The organism is Methylobacterium isbiliense (assembly GCF_022179325.1).
Classification (GTDB): domain Bacteria; phylum Pseudomonadota; class Alphaproteobacteria; order Rhizobiales; family Beijerinckiaceae; genus Methylobacterium; species Methylobacterium isbiliense.
Genome location: NZ_BPQQ01000058.1, coordinates 69,636 through 92,395, shown reverse-complemented (window position 1 = coordinate 92,395; position 22,760 = coordinate 69,636). Strand labels below are relative to the sequence as shown.

Sequence of the window (22,760 nt, the reverse complement as noted above, 5' to 3'; positions counted from 1 at the left end):
GGACCCGACGTTGACGCAGTGAGGCGGGCGGCGGAGGACTACGACGATGTCGGGATCGTTCCGGCGGCGGGGAATGCCCTGCGCCGCAACCCTTCTGGCCGGCCTGTTCCTGATCCATCCGGCGCTCGCCGGCCCGGCGCCGGACCGCGCGCGGAGCACGGCCCGGGTGGAGTTCACGGCGGCCGACCTCGCCGCCGCCAAGCCCGAGGGACTGCCCGCGAGCGTGCGCCTGGCCGGCGACGACCCGCAGGCCTACCGCGCCTTCCTGGCGGCGGCCCCGCAGGCGGGCGCGGCGCCCTGGCTCGCCCTCTCGGGCGGGGGCGAGAACGGCGCCTTCGCGGCGGGCCTGCTCAAGGGCTGGTCGCAGGCCGGGACCCGGCCGGACTTCGGGGTCGTCACGGGCGTGTCCACCGGCGCGCTGATCGCGCCGTTCGCCTTCGCCGGCCGCCGCTACGACGCCGCCCTGCAGCAGGCCTACACCGAGGTGAGCGCCGCGGACGTGTTCGAGTTCGGCGGCAGCGGCGAGAGCCTCACCGACACCTGGCCGCTCAAGCGCCAGATCGAGCGCAGCGTCACGCCGGCGCTCCTCGCCGACGTGGCGGGCGAGCACCGCAAGGGCCGCCGCCTCCTCGTGGTCACGACCGAGATCGACAGCGGCCGCCCGGTGCTGTGGGACATGGGGGCCATCGCGGCCGCGGGCGGACCGTCCGCCCTCAAGCTCTTCCGCGAGGTGATGCTCGCCTCCGCGGCGATCCCGGGGGTGTTTCCGCCGGTCATGATCGACGCGGAGGGTCCCGGGGGCAAGCGCTTCCAGGAGATGCACGCGGACGGCGGCACCACGGCCCCGTTCTTCGTCGCTCCCGGCCGCGCCATCCTGGGGCAGGATCCCGAGGCCGGAGGGCTGCCCGCGCCCGAGCTCTACGTCGTGGTCAACAACGGGCTCACCCCCGACTTCCAGGTCACCTCGCGCACGATGCTGAGCATCCTCGGCCGCTCGCTCTCGGCCGCGATCCGGGCGCAGACCGCCGGGGCCATCGCCCTGACCAAGGGCTACGCCGCCCGGACGGGGCTGCCGCTGCACGTCGCCTTCATCGACCAGCGCTTCGGCCGCACCTCCAAGGCGCCCTTCGACCGCGACTTCATGCGGGCACTCTTCGCCCACGGCGAGCGCGTGGGGCAGGCCGGCACCGCCTTCGACTGGAGCGCCGACGCGATCACCACCAGCACCGTGCGGGCCGAGGCCGAGGGCCGCCGCGCCGCCATGCGCTGAGCGGGACCGCCGCCAGCGCGGCCGTTTGACAGGCGACCGGCGCCCGCCCAAGACCCCCGGGAACCGGAGCGGGGCAGAGGATGGCGCCTGACACCGAACGCGCCGAGGGCGTCGCCGACGTCCTCGCGGACAAGCTCGCCGGGCGCCGCGCCCTGATCGGCATCGTCGGTCTCGGCTATGTCGGCCTGCCGCTCGCGCTCGCGGCCGTGCGGGCCGGTTTCCCGGTGCTCGGCTTCGACACCAACCCGGAGCGCGTGGCGGCGCTCAACCGGGGCGAGGGGGCCTTCCACCACATCCCGGGCGAGGCGCTGGGTGCGGCCCTGCGGGCGGGGGCCTTCGCGGCGACAGGGGATCTCGCCCGCCTCGATGAGCCCGACGCGGTGCTGATCTGCGTGCCGACCCCGCTCACCCGCCACCGCGAGCCCGACCTCTCCTACGTCGAGGCGACCGCGGGGGCGGTGGCGGAGCGCCTGCGGCCGGGCCAGCTCGTGGTGCTCGAATCCACCACCTATCCGGGCACCACCGCGGAGGTGATGCGCCCGCGCCTGGAGGCGGGGGGCCTGCGCGTCGGGCGCGACGTCTTCCTGGCCTATTCGCCGGAGCGCGAGGACCCGGGCAATCCGGACTTCGCCACCAGCCAGATCCCCAAGGTGGTGGGGGCGGACGATCCTGCCTCGCGGCGCCTCGCCGGGGCGCTCTACGGGGCGCTCACGGTCGAGACCGTGCCGGTCTCGACCGCGGCGACGGCGGAGGCGGTCAAGCTCACCGAGAACATCTTCCGCTCCGTCAACATCGCCCTCGTGAACGAGCTGAAGCTCGTCTACGACGCGATGGGCATCGACGTCTGGGAGGTGATCGCGGCGGCCGCCACCAAGCCCTTCGGCTTCATGCCGTTCTATCCCGGACCGGGCCTGGGGGGGCACTGCATCCCGATCGATCCGTTCTACCTCGCCTGGAAGGCGCGGGAATTCGACGTGCCGGCCCGCTTCGTCGAACTCGCCGGCGAGGTGAACACCCGGATGCCCCACCACGTGGTCGAGCGCCTCGCCGCCGCCATCGACCGCACCGGCCGGCCCGTGTCGGGCGCCCGCATCCTGGTGCTGGGGCTCGCCTACAAGCGCAACATCGAGGACACCCGCGAGAGCCCCTCGTTGCGCCTGATGCGCCTGATCGAGGCGCGGGGCGCGACCGCGCTCTACCACGACCCCCTGGTGCCGGTGCTCCCCGCCACCCGCGAGCATCCGGAACTGGCCGGCCGCCGCTCGCAGCCGCTCACGGCCGAGACGCTGGCCGGGGCGGATGCGGTGCTGATCGCCACCGACCACGACGGGGTCGACTACGCGCTGGTGGCGCGCCACGCGCGGCTCGTGGTGGACACCCGCAACGTCATGGCCCGGAACGGACTGGCGGGGCCGACGATCGTGAAGGCGTGAGGCCCGCGGCCCTCATTCGCTCGTGCGGGTGGTCCAGGTGGCGTGCCGCACGCCGGGCTCGCTCCCGAGCTTGGCCACCACCGCGTCGATCTCCTCCGGCTCCACCGCGGTGCTGACCAGCGTCGCCACGAGTTCCACCTCGCCCTCGCCGCGCTCCTCCACCTCGACCTCGCGCACGGGATAGTGGGCGGCCTCCAGCTGGTCGGTCAGCCGGTCGCGCGCGGTGCCGAGGCGGTCCGCCTCGGTGGTCAGGCGCACCTCGTAGGTCGCCTCCGCGGCGCGCTCGTCGATCGGGATGCGGTTGATGGCGTTGACGAGCGGACGCAGCAGCGTGTTGCCGGCCAGCACGGCGAGCGCGACCAGAACGGCCTCGCCGAGAAGGTCGGCCCCCGCGAAGGCCCCGGTCGCGGCCGATCCCCACAGGGTCGCGGCGGTGTTGAGGCCGCGCACGTTCATGCCCTCCTTCATGATCACGCCCGCGCCGAGGAAGCCGACGCCCGAGACCACGTAGGCGGTGATGCTGACCGCGCCCGGATTGCCGTTCAGCCGCATGCCGAGGTCCACGAAGGCGGCGGCGCCCACCGCCACCAGCACCGCCGTGCGCAGGCCCGCCGTGCGCTGGCGGTACTGCCGCTCCGCCCCGATCAGGGTGCCGAGCGCGAAGGCGACGAGGAGGCTCAGGCCGGTGTCGAGGAACGGGCCGGGCTGGAACGCCTGGAGGGCCGTCATGCGGGCGATCCCGGTTGGCTCTGGGGAAGCGGGGCGAAGCGCGACCGGTCTTAAGCATCATTCGCCGCCGCGTTCCAGCGCCCGACAAGACGACCGGCCGATCAGCTCCGGCCGAGGGGCGCTTCGCCTTGCGACACTCCCCCCGAAAGGGATCGATTCCCGGACAAGTCCCCGCAAAGTTATCCCCAGCGCTGGTCAAGCCCGGCCGCGCCGTGGCAAAAGGCCCTGGCGTGCGGGCAGGGGGCGTTCACATGGGCCGTCTGGGGGTCTTTCCGTTCTTCAAGGACGCGGGCGTCGACCTCGCGCCCTACGAGACCCGCTGCATCTGGCGGCGCTTCGAGCCGAACGAGGTTCTGGTCGACTTCGACGATGCCTCGACCGACGTCTACTTCCTGGCCGCGGGCGAGGTGCGCATCCTCAACCGCACGCAGTCGGGCAAGGAGGTGATCCTCGGCGAGATGCGCGGCGGGGAGTTCTTCGGCGAACTCGCCGCCATCGACGGCGTCAGCCGCTCCGCCAACGTCACGGCGCTCACCCGGGGCGAACTCTGCGTGGTGCCGGCCGCGGTCTTCCGCCAGATCGTCTTCGCGGCCCCCGCCATCGGCGACCGGCTGCTGCGGCTCCTCGCCAAGCGGGTGCGCGCCCTCAACGGCCGCCTGATGGAGCACGCCGTCCTCGACCTGCGCCACCGGCTCTACGCGGAGTTGCTGCGCCTGTCCTCGCCGCGGGCGGGCTCGGACGGCGAGCGGGTCGTCACCCCGCCGCCCTACCACCACGTGCTCGCCGCCCGCATCGGCTGCCGCCGCGAGCAGGTGACGCGCGAGTTCACCGTGATGGCGAGCGAGGGCCTCGTGGACCGCACCCGCGGCGCCCTGATCCTGCGCCGCCCGGACCTGCTGGAGGCCCGCGTGGCGGAGGCGCTGCGCGAGGACGGCTGAGGTGGCCGCTCGAAGGGCCGTCCATCCGGCCTGACCGGGCCGATCGGCCTCGACGGCGGGCGGACCGCCCGCCTGCGGCGCCCCTGATCCGCATCCGCGGCCGTGGCGTTGTGCGCGTTCTCACCGTCCCGGCCTCGTCCGCCGCCTATCCTGCACGAGGCCTGACTCATGGGCTTTGCCTCTCAAGGAGGAGCAGAGATGCAGATGGCGAAGGACGGCCGGACCGCTCGGATGGACGAGCACGCCCAGGGCGAGCTTGCGGATGCCGAGCTCGATCGCGTCTCGGGCGGCGTGGTCAACATCCAGTTCAGCTTTCCCGGCATCGTCTTCCGGGTCGGCAAGGATGCCAACGGCACGAGCTTCATCTCGGCTCACACCGACACGAAGGGCGTGACGGTGCGGGGGAGCGACTAAGCAGGTTCCGCCAGAGTGGGTGCCGGTTTCGCGACAGCAATCCGCGACACGACAAGGGTCTGAGCGGACCAAGCGTTGGCCTGCCAGCGCTTGGTCCGCTTGGAGCATCGTCCGACGAAGCGGACACCGGTTGCGCGTCGGGCCTAGATCCCGACGCCGCCTGGGGATCGGGCCGGGATCGTCGCGGCACGGCCGGATCGGCCCGAGGATCCCGACAAGCGCAGCGCCGCCAACGGCTTGTGCGCTCATGCTGAGGCGATCCGCGAGATCCGGCAGATGGCCCGGCGCCTCCGCGACCGATCGGCATTCCCGTGTCCCGCCAGGATGTTGAGGCGCTGTCCTCAAGGGCCGCACCAGGGCGCGGCCCGCCGTTGACTCCCCGCCCGCGTCAAGCTTTCGTTCAGCCCGTCCCGCCACACTGGGGCGGTTGGCGCGAAGGCGGCGGGCTCGAACGGGCGTCAAGGCCGCCGCGCCGGAGCGTTGCGTAACGGGGCGGTCGCGAACGATGGCGGGATCTTCGAACGGCGACGGTGCGTCCGACCGGGCCTCCGGGTCGGGCGGCGGGGGGCGGTGGGCCGGTGCGGCCCGGCTCGCCGCCGTGGCGGGCGCGGCGCTGCTGACGGCCAATTGCGCCGGCTCGCCCCCGCCCGGCATGACCGCCAAGGCCGGCCGGCAGGTCGATCCGAAATACGGCGTCGCCCCGAGCCCCCGGCTCTACGGCGAGAACGACCCGATCCCGAAGGGCGGCGGGCGCGCGATGGTGGGCAAGCCCTACGTGGTGGCCGGCCACACCTACGTGCCGCGCGAGAACCCGCGGGGCTACGTCCGCGAGGGGCTGGCCTCGTGGTACGGCACCGCCTTCCACGGGCGCCTGACCGCCAACGGCGAGGTCTTCGACCGCTTCTCGGTCGCCGCCGCCCACCCGACCCTGCCGCTGCCGAGCTACGCCCGCGTCACCAACCTCGCCAACGGCCACTCGATGATGGTGCGGGTGAACGACCGCGGCCCCTACCATGCCGGCCGGCTGATGGACGTCTCGCAGAGCGTGGCCGAGGCCCTCGACTTCCGGCGCCAGGGCACCACCCGGGTGCGGGTCGAGTATGTCGGCAAGGCCTCGGTGGCCGGCAGCGACGACCGCAAGCTGATGGCGACGCTGCGCACCGACGGGCGCCCGGCCGGCGCCCGCAGCATCATGCTGGCCGAGGCCGGGGAGGAGGCGCGTCCCCAGGCCCTCGCCGAGACGCGTCCCGAGTCCCGCGCCGAGTCCCGCGCCCTGGCCTTCCGCCGGCCCGAGCCCCTGCCGGAGCCGGTGCCCTCGGTGGTGGAGCGCCCGCGGCCCGCACCCCTGCGCGTCGCGGAGGCGCCGCGTCCTGCCCCCCTGCGCCTCGTCGAGGCGTCCCGGCCGGCGCCCGCCGCGTCCCCGCGTCTCGCCGCACCGGCTCCCGCCGCCGGCCCGAAGGACCGCAACGGGCTGGCGCAGGCGATGCTCGCCGCCTCGGGCGCCCGGCCTGCGGCCGGTCAGGCCCCGGCAGGCTCCGCCGCACCGCGGCCTGCGGCCCCGCTGCCGCTCTCCGCGCCCCTGCGGCTCACCGGCGCGCCGCCGCATCCCGCCGCCGGCCGCAGCCGGACCGCGACCGTCGAGAGCGCGCCGGAGCGCAAGGCCGCCGGCCCGCGTGCCAAGGTCGCCGGGATGCTCTGACGCCCGCCGGGCTGCGACGATGGCCCCTAAGCCGTTGCCGCACCGTGCGAACGGACGGGGAGGCGGCATCCAGGCCGCCTGAACGGAGGCCGCCGCGGTTGCACCGCACAGCCCGGGGCGGCAGAGTGCCCCGGCAACCCGGATGGTGACGGCATGGCGGCAAGAGCGAGGCAACGCGCAGGGCGGGCGGGACGGATCCTCGCGCGGGTCGCGGCGGGTCTGCTGGCGGTAGGGCTCGCCACCGCGGCGCGGGCGCAGGGCTTCCAGACCCAGGCGCCGCACGCGATCCTGATCGACGCGGATTCCGGCTCGGTGCTGTTCGAGAAGGCCGCCGACGAGCTGTTCTCGCCCGCCAGCATGGCCAAGCTGATGACCGTCGAGGTGATCTTCGACGAGCTGCGCAAGGGCCGGCTCACCCAGGACAGCGAATTCCCGATCAGCGAGAACGCCTGGAAGCGGGGCGGCGCGGGCGGGGGCGGCTCCTCGATGTTCGCCCAGCTCAACAGCAAGGTGAAGCTGCCGGACCTGCTGCGCGGCATCATCGTGCAATCGGGCAACGACGCCTCCATCGCGGCCGCCGAGGGCATCGCCGGCACCGAGGAGAACTTTTCCCAGATCATGAACCGGCGCGCCCGCGAGATCGGGCTCACGCGCTCGACCTTCCGCAACGCCACCGGCTACTCGGCCCCCGACCAGAAGGTGACGGCCCGCGACCTCGCGCGCCTCTCCATCCACCTGATCGAGGCCTACCCGGACGAGTACAAGCTGTTCTCCGAGCGCGAGTTCACCTGGAACAAGATCCGCCAGCAGAACCGCAACCCGCTCCTCACCATGGAGGTCGGCGCGGACGGGCTGAAGACCGGCTACCTGGAGGAATCGGGCTACGGGCTGGCCGGCTCGGCGGTGCAGAACGGCCAGCGCCTCGTCCTCGTGGTGAGCGGCCTCAAGACCGCGCGCGACCGCGCGGCGGAATCGCGCAAGCTCATCGACTGGGGGTTCCGCGCCTTCGAGGCGCGCCAGATCTTCGCCGCCGGCGAGGCCGTGGCGGAGGCCGAGACCTATGGCGGCGCCAAGGGCCGGGTGGCGCTCGTCGCCAGGAAGCCGGTGCGGCTCCTGCTGCCGCGCGGCTCGGCCGACCGCATCACCGCCCGGGTCGTCTACCAGGGGCCGCTCGTCGCCCCGGTGGCGGCCGGCAAGGAGGTGGCGCGGCTCAAGGTCAGCCGCGGCGACCAGCCCGTGCTCGACATGCCCCTCTACACCGCCGAGGAGGTCGCCCCCGGCTCCATGACGCAGCGCGCCCTCGATGCGGCGCTCGAAGTCGGCACCGGCTGGGTGCGCGGCACCTTCGCCAAGCTGACGAACCGCTCGTGAGCGGGGCATCCGGACGGGGCGTGTTCGTCACCTTCGAGGGCGGGGAGGGCGCCGGCAAGTCGACGCAGGTCGCCCGCCTCGCCGAGCGGCTGCGCCGGGGCGGGCGGGAGGTCGTCACCACCCGCGAGCCCGGCGGCTCGCCGCGCGCCGAGCAGATCCGCACCGCGCTGCTGGCCGGGGCGGCCAAGCCCTACGGCCCCTTCGCGGAGGCGCTGCTGTTCTCCGCCGCCCGGCTCGACCACCTCGACACCCTGATCCGCCCGGCGCTGGCGCGCGGCGCGGTGGTGCTGTGCGACCGCTTCGCCGATTCCACCCGCGCCTACCAGGGCGCGGCGGGCGGGGTCGACCCGGAGGGCGTGGCGGCGCTGGAACGGATCGTGGTCGGGCGCACCCGCCCCGACCTGACCCTCATCCTCGACCTCCCGGCGGAGGCGGGCCTCGCCCGCGCCAGACGGCGCGACCTCGGCAGCGCCCGCGGTCCGGACCGCTTCGAGGCCGAGGCCCTGTCCTTCCACCAGCGCCTGCGCGAGGCCTTCCGGGCCATCGCGGCGGCCGAGCCGCGGCGCTGCGCGCTCATCGACGCGGCGGGCGATCCGGACGCGGTGGCGGCCGCCGTCCGGGCGACCGTCGCCGGGCGCCTGCCCGGCCTCCTGCCGCAGGAGCGCAGCGATGCCGCCTGAGACGCGCGCCGAGGACCTCGAACCCGGCGAGGTTGCCGGGCTGCGCCGCCCGCGCGAGGAGATGCGCCTGATCGGCCAGGAGCCCGCCGAGGCGGCGTTCCGGGCGGCGATCGGCTCCGGGCGCCTGCACCATGCGTGGCTGATCGGCGGCCCGCGGGGGATCGGCAAGGCGACGCTCGCCTTCCGGGTCGCCCGCCACCTCCTCGCCTGCGGCACGGGGCGGGGGGAGCCCGACACGCTCGCGGTGCCGCCCGACCACCCGGCCGCCCGGCAGGTGGCGACGCTCGCGCACCCGAACCTCGTGCTGCTGCGCCGCCAGCGGGCGCCGGGGGCCAAGACGGTGCCGACGCAGATCACCGTCGAGGCGGCGCGGCGCGCGCTCCACCTCTTCGCCGAGACCTCGGCGGATGCGGGCTACCGGATCTGCATCGTCGACTGCGCGGAGGAATTGAACCTCGCCAGCGCCAACGCGCTCCTCAAGGTGATCGAGGAGCCGCCCGCCCGCTCCCTGTTCCTGATCGTCAGCCACGCGCCGGGCCGGCTCCTGCCCACCATCCGCTCCCGCTGCCGGCGGCTGGCGCTGCGCCCGCTCGCGCAGGCCGACGTGGCCGCGGTGCTGCGCGGCCTCGGGCCCCCCTGGTCGGCCCATCCGCCCGAGGTGCTGGCCCGGGCCGCGGCGCTCGCCGAGGGCTCGGTCGCCCGGGCGCTCGGCCTCCTCGATCCGACCACGCTCGCCCTGGTGGACGAGGTCGAGGCGCTGCTGGCCAGCCCCGACTGGCGCCGGGTGCTGGCCCTCGCCGAGCGGCTGAGCTCCCGCGAGGCGGAGGCCCTCTACGAGACGGCGTTGGACACGGTGCAGCGCCACCTCGCCGCCGAGATCGGCCGGCGCCTCGCCGAGCCGCCCGCGCGCCTCGCCGCCCTCGCCGAGGCGAGCGAGCGCATCGCCCGCAGCGCCCGCGAGGCCGCGACCTACAACCTCGACCGGCGGCCGGTGATCCTGTCGGTGTTCGAGGAGGTGGCGGCGGCGCGGTAGGGTCGTCACACCAACGGTCGTTGAAGACGACCTTTGGTTCCGTTCTCGACGTGTCGCCAAGCCTCTGGCTTGGCATCGACACGTCGCGATGGCTCAACGGCCCCGTCGATCCCGGGCCTGCCCGGGATCGAGATCGATGCATCGGCATCCTGGGCCGTTGGCGTCAGTCCGAGGGCTCGTCGGTCTCACCCCAGAACGCGGCCGGCTCCGGCTTGCCCTCGTAGCGCGCGATCAGGATCCGGCGCTCGGTGGGCGGCAACGCGTCGAGGGCGGCGAGGGCCGCCGGCAGCGCATCGGCGTTGGAGAGGGCCGCCAGCACCGCCGCCCGCGCCGTGGTCTGCGTCGAGGACAGCACCCTGTGGAGGCGCAAGAGGCGCGCGATCCGCTCGTCGGGGTCGAGCCCGGCCGCGAAGGGACCGAAGTCGACGAGAGTGTCGCCATCGTCCGGCACGCGCACCTCCGCCGTGAGAACCGTGCTCTGGTCAGGGAAGGGCACGCATAGCAAAGCCGACGCGGCCCGTCTTGCGGGCGTCCGGCTCGCTGCCGGCTCCCGCAGGCCGGCGTTGAACGCGACCTTCAGGTCCGGCAGGTCGGAGCCGCCAGTGCCGGCCGGGTCGCCGGTCCGGGCCATGACGCCGTCGATGACGCCGTGGAACGGCACGCCGTCGGAGGAGCCGCGCTCCGCCGGACGGCGGCTGGCGAACGAGCGTCGGCCCTCGATCGCCTGACGCGAACGATTCACCCTCCCTCTCCGGCGACAGGAGCAGGCGGCGCGTGCGCGGGTGGGACATCGGCAACCGAGAAGAGCGCCGGGATGCCCTAGAGACGGAATCGCCATGGAGACTTTCCGCTAGGACACGCGACATTCACGCCAGGGAATCCATCACGGTAAATCTTTGTCAGTCATTTCGATCCACGTTTACTCCCAAAGGGAAGTGACGACAATGGCACCATTCCTCAGGCGGCTGCGCGCAGGCGATGCATCGGTTTCCTCTCCGGCCGAAGAGGAGCCGCGCCGAGCTCCGGACCATATAGGCTTTCTGGAAGATCTCTGCGCCGGAGAGTATACGAACCGGCTCGATGGTGACGACCCGATGGCCTTGATGCTGAACCGGCTCGCAGAGAGCCTGGCATCGGGCGCCACGAAGGACCTCGATCGCGCCGTCGCCATCAGCATCCGCAACTGCGAGACGGCGATCGTCGCGGCCCGCCTGATCGAGGCCTCGGATGCGATGGCGGGCCGCACCACCGCGCTCTCCCGGGCCGGGGCTGACCTCGTGAGCACGATCGACAGGGTCCGGGCGGAAGCACAGGAGACGGTGCGGGACGCCGACCAGATGCAGGCGGCCCTGAGCCACGGTCACGCGCGGGCCGGCGAGACGATCGAGACCATGAAGGACCTCTGCGCCCGCGCCGTCGCGGTCGAGGCGCGCATGGCGAAGCTGCGGGAGGCCTCGACGGCGATCGATGCCATCATCGGTTCCATCGACGGGATCGCGAGGCAGACCAATCTGCTGGCGCTCAACGCGACGATCGAGGCGGCGCGCGCCGGCGAGGCGGGCCGCGGCTTCGCGGTCGTGGCCGGCGAGGTCAAGGCGCTCGCCCGCGAGACGCAGGACGCCACCAACGACATCCGCACGCGCATCGCACGGCTGCAGGGCGAGATCGGCGACATCGCGGTCCTGATCGCCGACACGGTGCGGACGGCCCAGGCCGGCGCGGATGTCGTGGGCACGCTCGAACGCGACATGACCGCCATCGATCGCAGCGCGTCCGAGGTCGGCCTGCGGATGAAGAACCTCGACGGCGTCATCGCCGATCAGGTCACGACGACACAGACCATCTCCGACGACGTGAACACCCTCACCGAGCGCAGCGTCGCGAACACCCGGGAGGTCCACGGCCTGTCCAAGCTCTTGGATTCGGGGCAGGGCTTGATCGAGGAGCAGCTGAAGTCCCTCGCCGCCCTCAATCTCGGCGGGAAGATCCCGCGCCTCGCCAAGGCGGATCATGTCCTGTGGAAGAAGCGCTTGGCCGATATGGCGGTCGGCCGCGTGAGCCTGCGGGCCGACGAGCTCGCGGACCATCATTCCTGCCGGCTCGGCAAATGGTACTACGGCGAAGGCTCGGCCGCCTATCGGGGCAACCCGGCCTTCGTCGCCCTGGAATGCCCGCACGAGGCCGTGCACCAGCACGGCAAGGAAGCGGCGCGCCGCTTCGCGGAGGGCGACATCGCCGGCGCCCTCCGGTGCATCGACGCCGTCGAGACGGCATCAAGCAGCGTCCTCCGGTACCTGGACGAGCTCTGCGACGGTCATCCGATCCGGTAGCGGCGAGCGCGCCCGCCGCGGAGGCCGCCCCGGCGGCGCGGCGCGGCCTGAACTGGGCCTCGCGCGCCCGGCCCCTGGCGGGAGGGCGCGCGAGGGGGTGTTCCCCCCCGACCCGAAAGTGCTCTAAGGCTTGTGGAGAGCGGGCGCTGCCGCCCGCACCCCTCGAACTGTCTCGGGAACCCAGGCGTGGCGGGCGAACGCTTCACCATCACCACCGCGATCTCGTATCCGAACGGGGCGCCGCATATCGGCCACGCCTACGAGGTGATCGCCGCGGACGCCATCGCGCGCTTCAAGCGCATCGACGGCTACGACGTGTTCTTCGTCACCGGCACCGACGAGCACGGGCTCAAGATCCAGCAGACCGCCACCAAGGCGGGGGTGAGCCCGCGCGCCTTCGTGGACGGGATGGCGCCGCGCTTCCGCACCATGGCCGAGACGCTGAACTGCGCCTTCGACCGCTTCATCCGCACCACCGACCCGGACCATCTCGTGTCGAGCCAGGCCCTGTGGCGGCGCATGGAGCAGGCGGGCGACATCTACCTGTCGAAATACGCCGGCTGGTACTCGGTGCGCGACGAGGCCTATTACGACGAATCCGAACTCGTGCTCGGCGAGGACGGGGTGCGCCGCGCCGAGCGGACCGGCACGCCGGTGGAGTGGGTGGAGGAGGAGAGTTACTTCTTCCGCCTCTCGGCCTATGCGGAGCGGCTGCTGGCGCATTACGCCGAGAACCCCGACTTCATCGGGCCGGAGACGCGGCGCAACGAGGTGGTGAGCTTCGTGCGCTCGGGGCTGCAGGACCTGTCGGTGAGCCGCACCACCTTCGACTGGGGCATCCCGGTGCCGGGGGCGCCCGGCCACGTGATGTACGTCTGGGTCGACGCGCTCACGAACTACATCACGGCCTGCGGTTTCCCGGAGGAGGCGGATCCGCGCTGGCGCCACTGGCCGGCCGACCTCCACGTCATCGGCAAGGACATCATCCGCTTCCACGCGGTCTACTGGCCGGCCTTCCTGATGTCGGCCGGCGTGCCGCTCCCCAGGCGCGTCTTCGGCCACGGCTTCCTCCTCAGCCGCGGCGAGAAGATGTCGAAGTCGCTCGGCAACGTGGTGGACCCGATCGAACTCGCCGGCCTCTACGGGGTCGACCCCCTGCGCTACTTCGTGCTGCGCGAGGTGCCCTTCGGCCAGGACGGCAACTACTCGCACGAGGCGATCGTCAACCGCACCAACGCCGACCTCGCCAACGACCTCGGCAACCTCGCGCAGCGCTCCCTCACCATGATCGCGCGCAATTGCGACGGGGCGGTGCCGCAGCCCGGCGACCTGACGCAGGCCGACCGCGCGCTGCTGGCCGCCGCCGACGCGCTGCCGGCGGCCGCGCGGGCGGCGATGCGGGACTACGCGCTGCACCACGCGCTCGCCGAGATCTGGGCCGTGGTGGCGGAGGCCAACCGCTACTTCGCGGGCCAGGAACCCTGGACCCTGCGCAAGACCGACCCCGCCCGGATGGCCACCGTGCTCTACGTGACGGCCGAGGTCCTGCGGGCGATCGGCATCCTGGTGCAGCCCTTCGTGCCGGCGGCGGCGGCCACGCTCCTCGACCTCCTGGCGGTGCCGCAGGAGGCGAGGGGGCTCGCCACGGTCGGGGAGGGGCAGCGGCTCACCCCCGGCACGGCGCTGCCGGCCCCGAGCCCGATCTTCCCGCGCTTCGTCGAGCCGGAGGCCTGAGGCGGCATGCTGGTCGACAGCCACTGCCACCTCGACTTCCCGGGCCTGTCGGAGCGGCTGCCCGAGGTGCTGGCCCGCGCGCGGGCGGCGGGCGTCACCCGCATGCTCACCATCTCGACCCGGGTGCGCCAGGCTGCGGTCTACCGGGGCCTCGCCGAGGCGCATCCCGAGATCCTGTTCACGGTGGGCACCCATCCGCACCAGGCCGCGGAGGAGCCGGACGTCCCGGCCGCGGAGATCGCCGCGCTCTCGCGCCACCCGCGCTGCGTCGGGATCGGCGAGGCGGGGCTCGACTACCACTACGACAAGGCGCCTCGGGACGTGCAGGCCAGGGTCTTCCGCACCCACATCGCGGCGGCCCGCGAGACCGGCCTGCCGCTCGTCATCCACGCCCGCGACGCGGACGACGACATGGCGGCCATCCTCACCGAGGAGATGGCGCGCGGCCGCTTCCGGGCGGTGCTGCACTGCTTCTCGTCGGGGCGGCGCCTCGCCGAGATCGGAGTCGAGCTCGGGCTCTACGTCTCGTTCTCCGGCATCCTGACCTTCCGGCGCTCGGAGGAACTGCGGGCGATCGCCGCGAGCCTGCCCCGCGACCGGCTGCTCGTCGAGACCGACGCGCCCTATCTCGCGCCGGAGCCCCACCGCGGCAAGCCGAACGAGCCCGCCTACGTCGCCCGGACCGCCGCGGTGCTCGCCGGGACGCTCGGGATGACCCCCGACGACCTCGCGCGCCTCACCACCGCGAACTTCTTCGCGCTGTTCGACAAGGCCCTGCGGGCGCAGCCCGCCGGGGCGGACGCCGCCCACGCGGACGCCGCCCACGCGGGCTGCGCCCACCCGGAAGCCCCCATCGCATGAGGACCGGATGGCCGCGCTGACGCTCCGCATCCTCGGCTGCGGCTCCTCCGGCGGCGTGCCGCGGGTCGGCTACGGCTGGGGCGCCTGCGACCCCGCCGAGCCGAGGAACCGCCGCCGCCGCTGCTCGCTCCTCGTCGAGGGCCGGCGCGCCCCCGGGGACACCGCGACGACGGTGCTCATCGACACCTCGCCGGACCTGCGCGAGCAGCTCCTCGACGCGGGAGTGACGCGGCTCGACGCGGTGCTGTTCACGCACGCGCATGCCGACCACACCCACGGCATCGACGACGTGCGTCCCCTGGTGATCCACATGCGCCGGCGCATCCCGGTCCATGCCGACGCGGCCACGCGGGCGCTGCTCACCGCGCGCTTCGGCTACTGCTTCGCCTCGCCCCCCGGGAGCCTCTACCCGCCGATCCTCGACCTGCACGAACTCGCCGACGCGGCGCCGCTCACCCTCGACGGGCCGGGCGGCCCGGTCACCGCCATCTCGTTCCGGATGGCGCACGGCAACGAGGAGGCCCTGGGCTTCCGCTTCGCGGACGCGGCCTACGCGCCCGACGTCAGCACCATGCCGGACGCCGCCAAGGCGGCCCTGCGCAACCTCGACCTCCTGATCATCGACGCCCTGCGCGACACGCCGCACCCGACGCACTACTCGGTCTCGGACGCGCTGGCGCTGATCGAGGAGGTGCGCCCGCGCCGGGCCATCCTCACCAACCTGCACACCGACCTCGACTACGAGACCCTGCGCCGCCGCCTGCCGGAGGGCGTGGTGCCGGCCTATGACGGGCTCACCGCGACCGTGGAGGCCTGATCCGGGCCGAGATGCACGGCGAGCCAGACCGTCGGCGCCTCGGGGCTGGTCCAGGCGACGCGGTGGCGGCGATGCGCCGGGATCAGCAGGTGGTCGCCGGGGCCGAGCACCCGGTCCGCGGGCTCGCCGTCGAGCCGCAGCCGCGCCGCGCCCGCGAGCACCAGCACCCATTCGTCCTGCGGCTGGTCGTACCAGAAGCCCGGCGGACTGGCTTGCCCGGTCGAGACGATGCGCTCGATGCGCAGCCCCGGCCGCGCCAGCAGGGTCCGGATCTCCTCGTCCGGGGTGCCCGGCGGCGGCAGGCCGGCGAGGAGGTTGAGGGGTCGGTCGGTCATGGCGGGCTCCGGAGCGGATTCCGGCAGCCTAACCGCTCGCCAGCCGGGCCGAGACGTTCCCGGCACCGCTGCGTGCCGCTCACCGGCGCCGGACCGGTTATCGCGCGCGTGGAAGCGGCCTGTGGCCTGGGCGCCCAGGCTGACTTCCTGCCGGAGGATCAGAGGACGGATGGGCCGGTCGGCAGGCCTCCCGGATGAACCATCCGCTGTCTCAGGTTCCATAATATACCTTATGCGAATCGGGCTCTGGTCCGGAAGTGGAGACCTCCCCTCGTCGTGCCCGGCCGATCCCGGCACCGGCACGGCATGACGTCGCCCTCGCTCGGCGTCCTCGCCGCGGCCGCGTCGGAGCCTGTCCCTGACCGCGGCCGCTCCGAGCCGGATCGGCACGACCGATCGGCCGAGCCGCGTCGCCGCGCGATCCGATACCCTCAGGGCTCGACGAGCTTGTTCCTGACCGCGTAGCGGACCAGGGCCGCCGTCGTGCTCAATCCCAGCTTGTGCATCGCGGCGGCGCGATGCGTCTCGACGGTCTTGAGGCTGATGGCGAGCGTCTCGCTGGCCTGCTTGCTCGATTGGCCCTCGGCGATGAGCTGCACCACCTCCCGCTCGCGGGCGGTCAGAACGTCCATGTCCGAGGGCTGGCCCGGATGGGCGAGGTAGTGGGCGAGCAGCGCCTCGTTCACGCGGCTGGTGAAGTAGGTCTGGTGGCGCGACAGGGCATCGACGGCGGCGACGAGCTGCTGGTCGGCATCGGACTTCAGGAGGTATCCCCGTGCGCCTGCCGCGAGCACGTCGCGCACCAGGGCCTCGCTCTCGTGCATGGTGAAGACCAGGACCTGGGTCTTGGGGCTCGCCTCCCGGATGCGCCGGGTGAGCTGAGACCCGTTCATCACGGGCAGCGCATAGTCGATCACCGCGACGGTGGGCTTGTGCGCCGCGGCCAGGTCGATGGCCTCGGCCCCGGTCGCCGCTTCGGCGACGACCTCGACGCCGTCATGCGCTTCCAGGATGGCGCGAACGCCGCGCCGGATGGCGCCGTGGTCGTCCACGATCAGGATGGTCACCGGCATGCGTTCCGGCCTCCCAGACCCCGGCCACGCCGAGAACCCGGCGCCCCGGGGCGGGCACCGGACTCGACTCCCTCTTGCACCGTGAGAAGCATGCCTCCGACAAGGTTCCGCGTCTCGGCCGCGATTCGGCAATAGGGGGAAACCCGCATTCAGGCGGGCGAGAACCCCGATGTCAGGAATGTGCAGCCGCCGGTGGGAAGCCGCACATCCTCCGCGGGCCGCAAGCTCGGCGCTGGTTGCCAAGCCTGGTCATTCGGTGCTTCTTCTCCGAGGCGGCCCGGAGACAGCGGCAGACGGCCGGGCGAAGGCCGCTCGGCCGGCGACCGAGGACGCCCCATGACGACCATCCTCATCGTCGGCGCCGGCCCGGTGGGCCTCACCCTGGCGGCGGAGCTCGCCCGCTACGGGATTGGCGTGCGCCTGATCGACCGCAGCCCGCGCGCGACCGAGACCTCGAAGGCGCTCGTGGTCTGGTCGCGCACCCTCGAACTCCTGGACCGCATGGGCTGCACGCGCGGGTTCCTGGAGGCGGGACTGCGCGCCCACGGCGCCTCGATCCGCAGCGGCGCGACCGTGCTGGGCCGCCCCCGCTTCGACGACATCGCGAGCGCCTACGACTTCGCCCTGATGATCCCGCAGCGGGACACCGAACGGCTGCTCGCCGACCACCTGCGTTCGTTCGGCGTCGCGGTCGAGCGCGAGGTGGAACTGGTCGGCTTCACGCAGGCGGACGATCGGGTCGAGGCCCGCCTCAGGCACGCGGACGGGCGCGAGGAGCGCGTCGCCACCCCCTGGCTGATCGGCTGCGACGGCGCCCACAGCACGGTGCGCCACGGGCTCGGCGTCGCCTTCGGCGGCGCGACGCAGGGCGACGACTGGCTGCTGGCCGACGTGCGCCTGGAGGGGGCCGAGGCACCGCCGCCCGACGAGATCGCCACCTACCTGCACCGGGACGGCCCGTTGGTGGTCTTCCCGATCCCGGGCGGACGCGCCCGCATCGTCGCGACGCGCGGCCGGACGGACCCGGCGCAGCGCCGCCCGGACCCCACGCTCGCGGACGTGCAGGCCCTGGTGGATCGGCGGGCCGGCGGGGGTTTTCGCGTGGCCGATCCGGTCTGGCTGACGAACTTCCGCATCAACGAGCGCAAGGTGGACGCGTACCGCCGCGGCCGGGTCTTCCTGGCGGGCGACGCCGCGCACATCCACAGCCCGGCCGGCGGCCAGGGCATGAACACCGGGATGCAGGACGCGATCAACCTCGCCTGGAAGCTGGCGATGGTCGAGCGCGGGCAAGCCGCCGCGACGCTGCTCGACAGCTACAGCCCGGAGCGGACGGCGGTCGGCGACATGGTGCTGCGCAATGCCGGGCGCCTGACCGACATGGCGACGCTGGCGCACCCGGCGGCGCAGGCCGCCCGCAACCTCGCCCTGCGCGTCCTGCTCGGGCTCCACGCCGTGCGCGAGCGGATGGCGACGACGATGAGCGAGATCGAGATCGCCTATGCGGACAGCCCGCTCTCGCGCGGGCCGGGAGCCGGCGCGCGCTGGGACCCGCAGCAGGATGCCGGCCCGCCGCCGGGGAGCGGGCGCGAGCCGCTATTCGTGCTCTACGCCGCCGATCCGGCGCGCGGGGCCGCGCTGGCGGCGCGGTTCCCCGCGCTGCTCGAACCCGCGCCGCGCACGCCCCCGGATGGCTCAATCCTCGTCGTCCGGCCGGACGGCTATGTCGGCCTGTCGGCCGCAGGCGAAGCCTGGGACGAGGCGGAGCGCTACCTGCACGCACTCGCAGCCGTTCCCGGCTGAAGCCCGAGCGGATGGCGCAGCGATTTGGCCGTCGGGGCGATACCGGGGTCAGCCCGCGACCTGATGGTTGCCCGCGATCTCCAGGGCGCGCACCAGCGCCGAGTGGTCCGCGCCCCCGAGCCCGTTGGCCACGCAGGCCGAGAACAGCTGCTGGGCCAGCGCGGTGGCCGGCAGGCTGAGGCCGAGGCTGCGGGCGCCCTCGAGCGCGAGGTTGAGGTCCTTCTGGTGCAGCGCGATCCGGAAGCCGGGATCGAAGCGGCGCGCGATCATGCGCTCCCCGTGCAGCTCCAGGATCCGCGAGGTGGCGAGCCCCCCGGTGATGGCCTCGCGCACCTTCGCCGGGTCGGCGCCGGCCTTGGCGGCGAAGAGAAGCCCCTCGGCCACGGCCTCGATGGTGAGGGCCACGATGATCTGGTTGGCGACCTTCGCCACCTGCCCGGCGCCGCTCTCGCCCACATGCGTGATGGTCTTGCCCATCAGCCGGAAGAGCGGTTCGGCACGGGCGAAGGCGGCCTGCGACCCGCCGACCATGATCGAGAGCGCGGCGTTCTTCGCGCCCACCTCGCCGCCCGAGACCGGCGCGTCGAGGTAGTCGCCGCCGAGCTCGCCGATGCGCCGGGCGAAGTCCTTGGTGGCGATGGGCGAGATCGAGCTCATGTCGATGACGGTCTTGCCGGCCGAGGCGCCGGTTTTGCCGGCCGACAGCCCCGCCGCGACGCCGCCCTCGCCGAAGAGCACCGCCTCGACGTCGGGCGTGTCGGGCAGCATCAGCACCACCACCTCGGAGCGCTCGGCCACCTCCGCGGCGCTGGCGCAGGCGGTGCCGCCGGCCGCCAGCAGGGCCTCGGGCACCGCGCGGCGGCTCTTGAGAAAGAGGCTGTGGCCCCCCGCGATGAGGTGTCCGGCCATGGGGGCGCCCATGATGCCGAGCCCGATGAAACCGACCTGCATGCTGTCCTCCTCGATCCTGGTCGTCGCCTCACGCCCCGCGGAAGCGGGCGGCGAGCGCCTCGGCGCTGCGGGCGAGCAGCCCCAGATCCGAGCCGACGGCGGTGAAGCGGGTGCCGGCCGCGATGTAGCGCCGCGCCAGCTCCTCGCTGGGGGTGAGGATGCCGGCCGCCTTGGCCGTGCGCCCGATGCGGGCGATCGCCTCCTCGATGGTGCGCACCACCTCCGGGTGGTTCTGCTGGCCGAGATAGCCCAGGCTCGCCGAGAGGTCGCCGGGGCCGATGAAGACGCCGTCGACGCCCTCCACCGCCGCGATCGCCTCCAGATTGTCGAGGGCGCGGCGGGATTCGACCTGCACGAGGACGCAGATCTCCGCGTTCGCCCGGGCGTGGTAGTCCGGGATGCGGCCGAAGCGGGCCGCGCGGGGGCTCTGCGAGAAGCCGCGGAATCCGGCCGGCGCATAGCGGGTCGCCGCCACGACGCGGCGCGCCTGGTCGGCATCCTCGACGTTGGGGACCATCAGCGACTGCGCGCCGGTGTCGAGGATCCGCTTGATGATGACGGGGTCGTCGCTCGGCACCCGCACCACGGGCTGCGCCGTCCCCTCGCCCATCGCCTGGAGCTGGCCGTAGATGTCGCGCAGGTCGTTGGGCGAGTGCTCCATGTCGAGGAGCAGCCAGTCGAAGCCTGCGCCCGCCGCCACCTCGGTGGAGATCGGGCTTCCCAGGCTCGTCCAGAGCCCGATCTGCTGGCGGCCCGCGCTGAGGCCGGCCTTGAAGCGGTTCGTCAGGATGTCCATCGCGTGTCTCCGGGCGGTCGGGTGGTCAGCGGACCAGGCAGGGGCGCTTGGGATCGAAGGCCCAGCCGGGGATGAGGGATTGCATCGCCGCCGCGTCGTCGCGGGCGCCGAGCCCGTGGCGCTGGTAGAGCGCGTGGGCGGCCTCGACCGCGCGCCAGTCGATCTCGATGCCGAGCCCCGGCCGGTCCGGCACCCGCACGAGACCGCCGCGGATCTCCAGCGGCGCCTTGGTCAGGCGCTGGCCGTCCTGCCAGATCCAGTGGGTGTCGATGGCCGTGACCTGCCCGGGGGCGGCCGCCGCCACGTGGGTGAACATCGCCAGCGACACGTCGAAGTGGTTGTTCGAGTGCGAGCCCCAGGTGAGGCCGTGGTCGCGGCAGGTCTGCGCCACGCGCACCGCCCCCGACAGGGTCCAGAAATGCGGGTCGGCGAGCGGGATGTCGACGGCGCCGAGCCGGAGCGCGTGGGTCATCTGGCGCCAGTCGGTGGCCACCATGTTGGTGGCGGTCGGCAGGCCGGTGGCGCGCCGGAACTCGGCCAGGATCTCGCGGCCCGAGAAGCCGGCCTCCGCCCCGCACGGATCCTCCGCGTAGGCGAGCACGTGCCCCTGCCCCCGGCAGAGCCGGATCGCCTCGGCGAGCGGCCACGCCCCGTTCGGGTCGAGGGTCACCCGGGCCTGCGGGAAGCGTTGGTGGATCGCCGTGACGGCGGCGATCTCCTCCTCGCCCGGCAGCACCCCGCCCTTGAGCTTGAAGTCGTTGAAGCCGTAGGCCGCGTGGGCCGCCTCCGCGAGGCGCACGATCGTCTGCGGCGTCAGCGCCTCCTCGTCGCGCAGGCGCCGCCAGCCATCCGCCGCCTCGGGCTCCCGGTAGGGCAGGCCCGTGCGGCGGCGGTCGCCGACGTAGAACAGGTAGCCCAGCATCTCCACCGCGTCGCGCTGCTGGCCCTCGCCCAGGAGCGCGGCCACCGGCACGGCGAGGAACTGGCCGAGGAGGTCGAGGAAGGCGGATTCGAGCGCCGCCACCGCGTGGATGGTGACGCGCAGGTCGAAGGTCTGGAGGCCCCGTCCCCCGGCGTCGCGGTCGGCGAAGCGCGTGCGCACCGTGCCGAGCACGCGGTTCCAGTCCCCGATCGGCCGCCCGACCACGAGGTCGCTGGCCTCCTCCAGCGTGCGGCGGATGCCCTCGCCCCCCGGCACCTCGCCGAGCCCGGTGGCGCCGGTCGCGTCGGTCAGCGCCACGAGGTTGCGCGTGAAGAAGGGGCCGTGCGCGCCGCTGAGGTTGAGCAGCATGCTGTCCCGGCCGGCGACCGGCACCACCCGCATGCCGGTGATGGTGGGGGTGCGCGAGAGGCCGCGCGCGGAGGCTTCGACGGATTCGGCCGGCATGGCGCTCTCCCGGGGTCGCGACCGCGTCTCGAGCGCCGTCTGCACCCCCGTTCTAGCCTCCTCCGGCAATGCCGGTCCAAGCCAAAGATGGCATCGATCGATGCGGGTCCCACATCGATGCGAGCCCCCTCACCCGGCCTCCGTCATCCCGTGCACGATCGCCGCGAGGCGGGCGATCAGGGGATCGGCCGGGGAATCGGTCTTGGGATCGTTGCGGTCCCGGCGCCACGCGAGGAAGAGTTCGGCGGGCCGCGGCCGGGCGAGGACGAGCGGGCGGAAGGCGACGTCCTCGAAGCGCAGGCGCTCGGCGGCCTGCGGCACCAGGGCGAGCCCGAGGCCGGCGCGCACCAGCGCGAGGATCGAGTGGATCTGCGTCAGCTGCTGCAGCACCCGGGGCTGCACCCGCGCCTCGGCGAACAGCCCCGCCGCGAGGTCGTGGAAGTAGCGCGCCTCGTCGGGCGCGTAGGCGATGAAGGGCTCGCCCTGCAGGTCGGCGGGCGCGAGGTCGGCCCGGCCGGCGAGCGGGTGCGCCTCCGGCAGGGCGGCGACGAGCGGCTCGGCCAGCGCCCGGATGGCGACGAGGTCGGGATGGGCGACGGGCGGGCGCAGCAGCGCCACGTCGATCCGGCCCGCGAGCAGGTCCTCGATCTGGGCGCGGGTCACCATCTCGCGCAGCGACAGCGTCACCTCGGGCAGCGCCGCCCGGAAGGCCGCGACGAGGCGGGGCAGGAAATCGTAGGCCGAGGCCGCCGTGAAGCCGAGCTTGAGCACCCCCGCCCGGCCGCCCGCCACCTGGCGGGCGACGTGGGCGGCGTCGCCGGCGAGGTGCAGGATGCGCTGCGCCTCGGGCAGGAAGCTGCGCCCCGCCGCGGTCAGCCGCACCGAGCGGCTGGTGCGGTCGAGGAGCTTGGCGTCGATGACGCGCTCCAGCACCTGGATCTGCCGCGAGAGCGGGGGCTGGGTCATGTTGAGGCGCGCGGCCGCCCGCCCGAAGTGCAGTTCCTCGGCCACCGCGACGAAGCAGCGGAGCTGGTTGAAATCGAGCATTTTTCCTCGCCCGGCGCTCACGATCCGGCGCCGTCGCGTCGGCGCCGCCCCGGTGTCGC

The 22,760-nt window shown here is 73.6% G+C and carries 20 protein-coding genes and 1 pseudogene; 13 read left to right on the top strand and 8 right to left on the bottom strand.

Annotated features, from left to right (window positions below):
• The first annotated feature begins 46 nt into the window (after nucleotides 1-46).
• Together MFF61_RS22850 and MFF61_RS22845 are read left to right on the top strand one after the other, a co-directional pair.
• Entirely contained in the window at nucleotides 47-1,270 is a 1,224-nt protein-coding gene (locus MFF61_RS22850) for a patatin-like phospholipase family protein (protein WP_238239292.1), read from the top strand.
• Nucleotides 1,271-1,350: 80 nt separating this feature from the next.
• Nucleotides 1,351-2,703 (top strand): nucleotide sugar dehydrogenase, encoded by a 1,353-nt coding sequence (locus MFF61_RS22845; RefSeq protein WP_238239289.1) that lies wholly within the window; start codon nucleotides 1,351-1,353, stop codon nucleotides 2,701-2,703.
• Nucleotides 2,704-2,715: 12 nt separating this feature from the next.
• Here MFF61_RS22845 and MFF61_RS22840 read toward each other — a convergent pair whose 3' ends face one another.
• On the bottom strand, nucleotides 2,716-3,432 hold the full coding sequence (locus tag MFF61_RS22840) for an MgtC/SapB family protein (protein WP_238239277.1): 717 nt from the start codon (nucleotides 3,430-3,432) through the stop codon (nucleotides 2,716-2,718).
• A gap of 251 nt (nucleotides 3,433-3,683) precedes the next feature.
• Between MFF61_RS22840 and MFF61_RS22835 the strand changes: the two genes are divergently transcribed.
• The 6 genes from MFF61_RS22835 to MFF61_RS22810 all read left to right on the top strand — a co-directional run bounded on the left by MFF61_RS22835 (nucleotide 3,684) and on the right by MFF61_RS22810 (nucleotide 9,567).
• Nucleotides 3,684-4,370, top strand: coding sequence for a Crp/Fnr family transcriptional regulator (locus MFF61_RS22835; protein ID WP_238239275.1), 687 nt, complete (start codon nucleotides 3,684-3,686; stop codon nucleotides 4,368-4,370).
• Nucleotides 4,371-4,568: 198 nt separating this feature from the next.
• Nucleotides 4,569-4,784: an intracellular growth attenuator family protein gene (locus MFF61_RS22830; RefSeq protein ID WP_238239273.1), complete on the top strand. Its 216-nt coding sequence runs from the start codon at nucleotides 4,569-4,571 to the stop codon at nucleotides 4,782-4,784.
• A 505-nt stretch (nucleotides 4,785-5,289) separates the two neighbouring features.
• Nucleotides 5,290-6,483, top strand: coding sequence for a septal ring lytic transglycosylase RlpA family protein (locus MFF61_RS22825; protein ID WP_238239271.1), 1,194 nt, complete (start codon nucleotides 5,290-5,292; stop codon nucleotides 6,481-6,483).
• Nucleotides 6,484-6,636: 153 nt separating this feature from the next.
• Nucleotides 6,637-7,854: a D-alanyl-D-alanine carboxypeptidase family protein gene (locus MFF61_RS22820; protein WP_238239269.1), complete on the top strand. Its 1,218-nt coding sequence runs from the start codon at nucleotides 6,637-6,639 to the stop codon at nucleotides 7,852-7,854.
• On the top strand, nucleotides 7,851-8,534 hold the full coding sequence (gene tmk, locus MFF61_RS22815) for a dTMP kinase (RefSeq protein WP_238239266.1): 684 nt from the start codon (nucleotides 7,851-7,853) through the stop codon (nucleotides 8,532-8,534). The genes MFF61_RS22820 and tmk overlap by 4 nt, the downstream gene beginning before the upstream one ends.
• Entirely contained in the window at nucleotides 8,524-9,567 is a 1,044-nt protein-coding gene (locus MFF61_RS22810) for a DNA polymerase III subunit delta' (protein ID WP_238239255.1), read from the top strand. The genes tmk and MFF61_RS22810 overlap by 11 nt, the downstream gene beginning before the upstream one ends.
• Before the next feature lie 559 nt (nucleotides 9,568-10,126).
• Here MFF61_RS22810 and MFF61_RS22805 read toward each other — a convergent pair.
• A pseudogene (locus tag MFF61_RS22805) lies at nucleotides 10,127-10,252 on the bottom strand (peptidylprolyl isomerase); the annotation flags it as partial.
• 409 nt (nucleotides 10,253-10,661) lie between these two features.
• Here MFF61_RS22805 and MFF61_RS22800 point away from each other — a divergent pair.
• From MFF61_RS22800 to MFF61_RS22785, 4 genes are all read left to right on the top strand, one after another.
• Complete coding sequence (locus MFF61_RS22800; RefSeq protein WP_238239243.1) at nucleotides 10,662-11,897, top strand: methyl-accepting chemotaxis protein; 1,236 nt, start codon at nucleotides 10,662-10,664, stop codon at nucleotides 11,895-11,897.
• Nucleotides 11,898-12,083: 186 nt separating this feature from the next.
• Nucleotides 12,084-13,631, top strand: a complete 1,548-nt coding sequence (gene metG / locus MFF61_RS22795) for a methionine--tRNA ligase (protein WP_238239240.1) — start codon at nucleotides 12,084-12,086, stop codon at nucleotides 13,629-13,631.
• 6 nt (nucleotides 13,632-13,637) lie between these two features.
• A complete protein-coding gene (locus tag MFF61_RS22790) occupies nucleotides 13,638-14,492 on the top strand; it encodes a TatD family hydrolase (protein WP_238239238.1) in 855 nt (284 codons plus the stop codon).
• Between the two features lie 7 nt (nucleotides 14,493-14,499).
• Nucleotides 14,500-15,309: an MBL fold metallo-hydrolase gene (locus MFF61_RS22785; protein ID WP_238239235.1), complete on the top strand. Its 810-nt coding sequence runs from the start codon at nucleotides 14,500-14,502 to the stop codon at nucleotides 15,307-15,309.
• Here MFF61_RS22785 and MFF61_RS22780 read toward each other — a convergent pair.
• Nucleotides 15,276-15,644 carry a cupin domain-containing protein gene (locus MFF61_RS22780; protein ID WP_238239233.1) on the bottom strand — a complete coding sequence of 123 codons (369 nt, stop codon included), beginning with the start codon at nucleotides 15,642-15,644 and terminating at the stop codon, nucleotides 15,276-15,278. The genes MFF61_RS22785 and MFF61_RS22780 overlap by 34 nt on opposite strands.
• A gap of 431 nt (nucleotides 15,645-16,075) precedes the next feature.
• Nucleotides 16,076-16,717 (bottom strand): response regulator, encoded by a 642-nt coding sequence (locus MFF61_RS22775; protein ID WP_238239230.1) that lies wholly within the window; start codon nucleotides 16,715-16,717, stop codon nucleotides 16,076-16,078.
• Nucleotides 16,718-17,053: 336 nt separating this feature from the next.
• Between MFF61_RS22775 and MFF61_RS22770 the strand changes: the two genes are divergently transcribed.
• Nucleotides 17,054-18,520: an FAD-dependent monooxygenase gene (locus MFF61_RS22770; RefSeq protein ID WP_238239227.1), complete on the top strand. Its 1,467-nt coding sequence runs from the start codon at nucleotides 17,054-17,056 to the stop codon at nucleotides 18,518-18,520.
• Between the two features lie 48 nt (nucleotides 18,521-18,568).
• Here the strand turns inward: MFF61_RS22770 and MFF61_RS22765 are convergent, their stop codons facing one another.
• The 4 genes from MFF61_RS22765 to MFF61_RS22750 all read right to left on the bottom strand — a co-directional run bounded on the left by MFF61_RS22765 (nucleotide 18,569) and on the right by MFF61_RS22750 (nucleotide 22,701).
• Nucleotides 18,569-19,471 carry a 2-hydroxy-3-oxopropionate reductase gene (locus MFF61_RS22765; RefSeq protein WP_238239225.1) on the bottom strand — a complete coding sequence of 301 codons (903 nt, stop codon included), beginning with the start codon at nucleotides 19,469-19,471 and terminating at the stop codon, nucleotides 18,569-18,571.
• Nucleotides 19,472-19,499: 28 nt separating this feature from the next.
• Nucleotides 19,500-20,267 carry an HpcH/HpaI aldolase family protein gene (locus MFF61_RS22760; RefSeq protein ID WP_238239211.1) on the bottom strand — a complete coding sequence of 256 codons (768 nt, stop codon included), beginning with the start codon at nucleotides 20,265-20,267 and terminating at the stop codon, nucleotides 19,500-19,502.
• 25 nt (nucleotides 20,268-20,292) lie between these two features.
• On the bottom strand, nucleotides 20,293-21,654 hold the full coding sequence (locus MFF61_RS22755; protein WP_238239199.1) for an enolase C-terminal domain-like protein: 1,362 nt from the start codon (nucleotides 21,652-21,654) through the stop codon (nucleotides 20,293-20,295).
• A 129-nt stretch (nucleotides 21,655-21,783) separates the two neighbouring features.
• Nucleotides 21,784-22,701, bottom strand: a complete 918-nt coding sequence (locus MFF61_RS22750) for a LysR family transcriptional regulator (RefSeq protein WP_238239197.1) — start codon at nucleotides 22,699-22,701, stop codon at nucleotides 21,784-21,786.
• Nucleotides 22,702-22,760: the final 59 nt, after the last annotated feature.

What these genes read in the sequence shown, in the direction of transcription:
- MFF61_RS22790 (WP_238239238.1), top strand. Translation starts at nt 13,638, where the DNA reads ATGCTGGTCGACAGCCACTGCCACCTCGACTTCCCGGGCCTGTCGGAG.
- MFF61_RS22760 (WP_238239211.1), bottom strand. Translation starts at nt 20,267, where the DNA reads ATGGACATCCTGACGAACCGCTTCAAGGCCGGCCTCAGCGCGGGCCGC.
- MFF61_RS22755 (WP_238239199.1), bottom strand. Translation starts at nt 21,654, where the DNA reads ATGCCGGCCGAATCCGTCGAAGCCTCCGCGCGCGGCCTCTCGCGCACC.
- MFF61_RS22830 (WP_238239273.1), top strand. Translation starts at nt 4,569, where the DNA reads ATGCAGATGGCGAAGGACGGCCGGACCGCTCGGATGGACGAGCACGCC.
- MFF61_RS22770 (WP_238239227.1), top strand. Translation starts at nt 17,054, where the DNA reads ATGACGACCATCCTCATCGTCGGCGCCGGCCCGGTGGGCCTCACCCTG.
- MFF61_RS22765 (WP_238239225.1), bottom strand. Translation starts at nt 19,471, where the DNA reads ATGCAGGTCGGTTTCATCGGGCTCGGCATCATGGGCGCCCCCATGGCC.
- MFF61_RS22820 (WP_238239269.1), top strand. Translation starts at nt 6,637, where the DNA reads ATGGCGGCAAGAGCGAGGCAACGCGCAGGGCGGGCGGGACGGATCCTC.
- MFF61_RS22850 (WP_238239292.1), top strand. Translation starts at nt 47, where the DNA reads ATGTCGGGATCGTTCCGGCGGCGGGGAATGCCCTGCGCCGCAACCCTT.
- MFF61_RS22810 (WP_238239255.1), top strand. Translation starts at nt 8,524, where the DNA reads ATGCCGCCTGAGACGCGCGCCGAGGACCTCGAACCCGGCGAGGTTGCC.
- MFF61_RS22825 (WP_238239271.1), top strand. Translation starts at nt 5,290, where the DNA reads ATGGCGGGATCTTCGAACGGCGACGGTGCGTCCGACCGGGCCTCCGGG.
- MFF61_RS22840 (WP_238239277.1), bottom strand. Translation starts at nt 3,432, where the DNA reads ATGACGGCCCTCCAGGCGTTCCAGCCCGGCCCGTTCCTCGACACCGGC.
- MFF61_RS22775 (WP_238239230.1), bottom strand. Translation starts at nt 16,717, where the DNA reads ATGCCGGTGACCATCCTGATCGTGGACGACCACGGCGCCATCCGGCGC.
- MFF61_RS22800 (WP_238239243.1), top strand. Translation starts at nt 10,662, where the DNA reads ATGGCCTTGATGCTGAACCGGCTCGCAGAGAGCCTGGCATCGGGCGCC.
- MFF61_RS22780 (WP_238239233.1), bottom strand. Translation starts at nt 15,644, where the DNA reads ATGACCGACCGACCCCTCAACCTCCTCGCCGGCCTGCCGCCGCCGGGC.
- MFF61_RS22750 (WP_238239197.1), bottom strand. Translation starts at nt 22,701, where the DNA reads ATGCTCGATTTCAACCAGCTCCGCTGCTTCGTCGCGGTGGCCGAGGAA.
- MFF61_RS22785 (WP_238239235.1), top strand. Translation starts at nt 14,500, where the DNA reads ATGGCCGCGCTGACGCTCCGCATCCTCGGCTGCGGCTCCTCCGGCGGC.
- MFF61_RS22845 (WP_238239289.1), top strand. Translation starts at nt 1,351, where the DNA reads ATGGCGCCTGACACCGAACGCGCCGAGGGCGTCGCCGACGTCCTCGCG.
- MFF61_RS22835 (WP_238239275.1), top strand. Translation starts at nt 3,684, where the DNA reads ATGGGCCGTCTGGGGGTCTTTCCGTTCTTCAAGGACGCGGGCGTCGAC.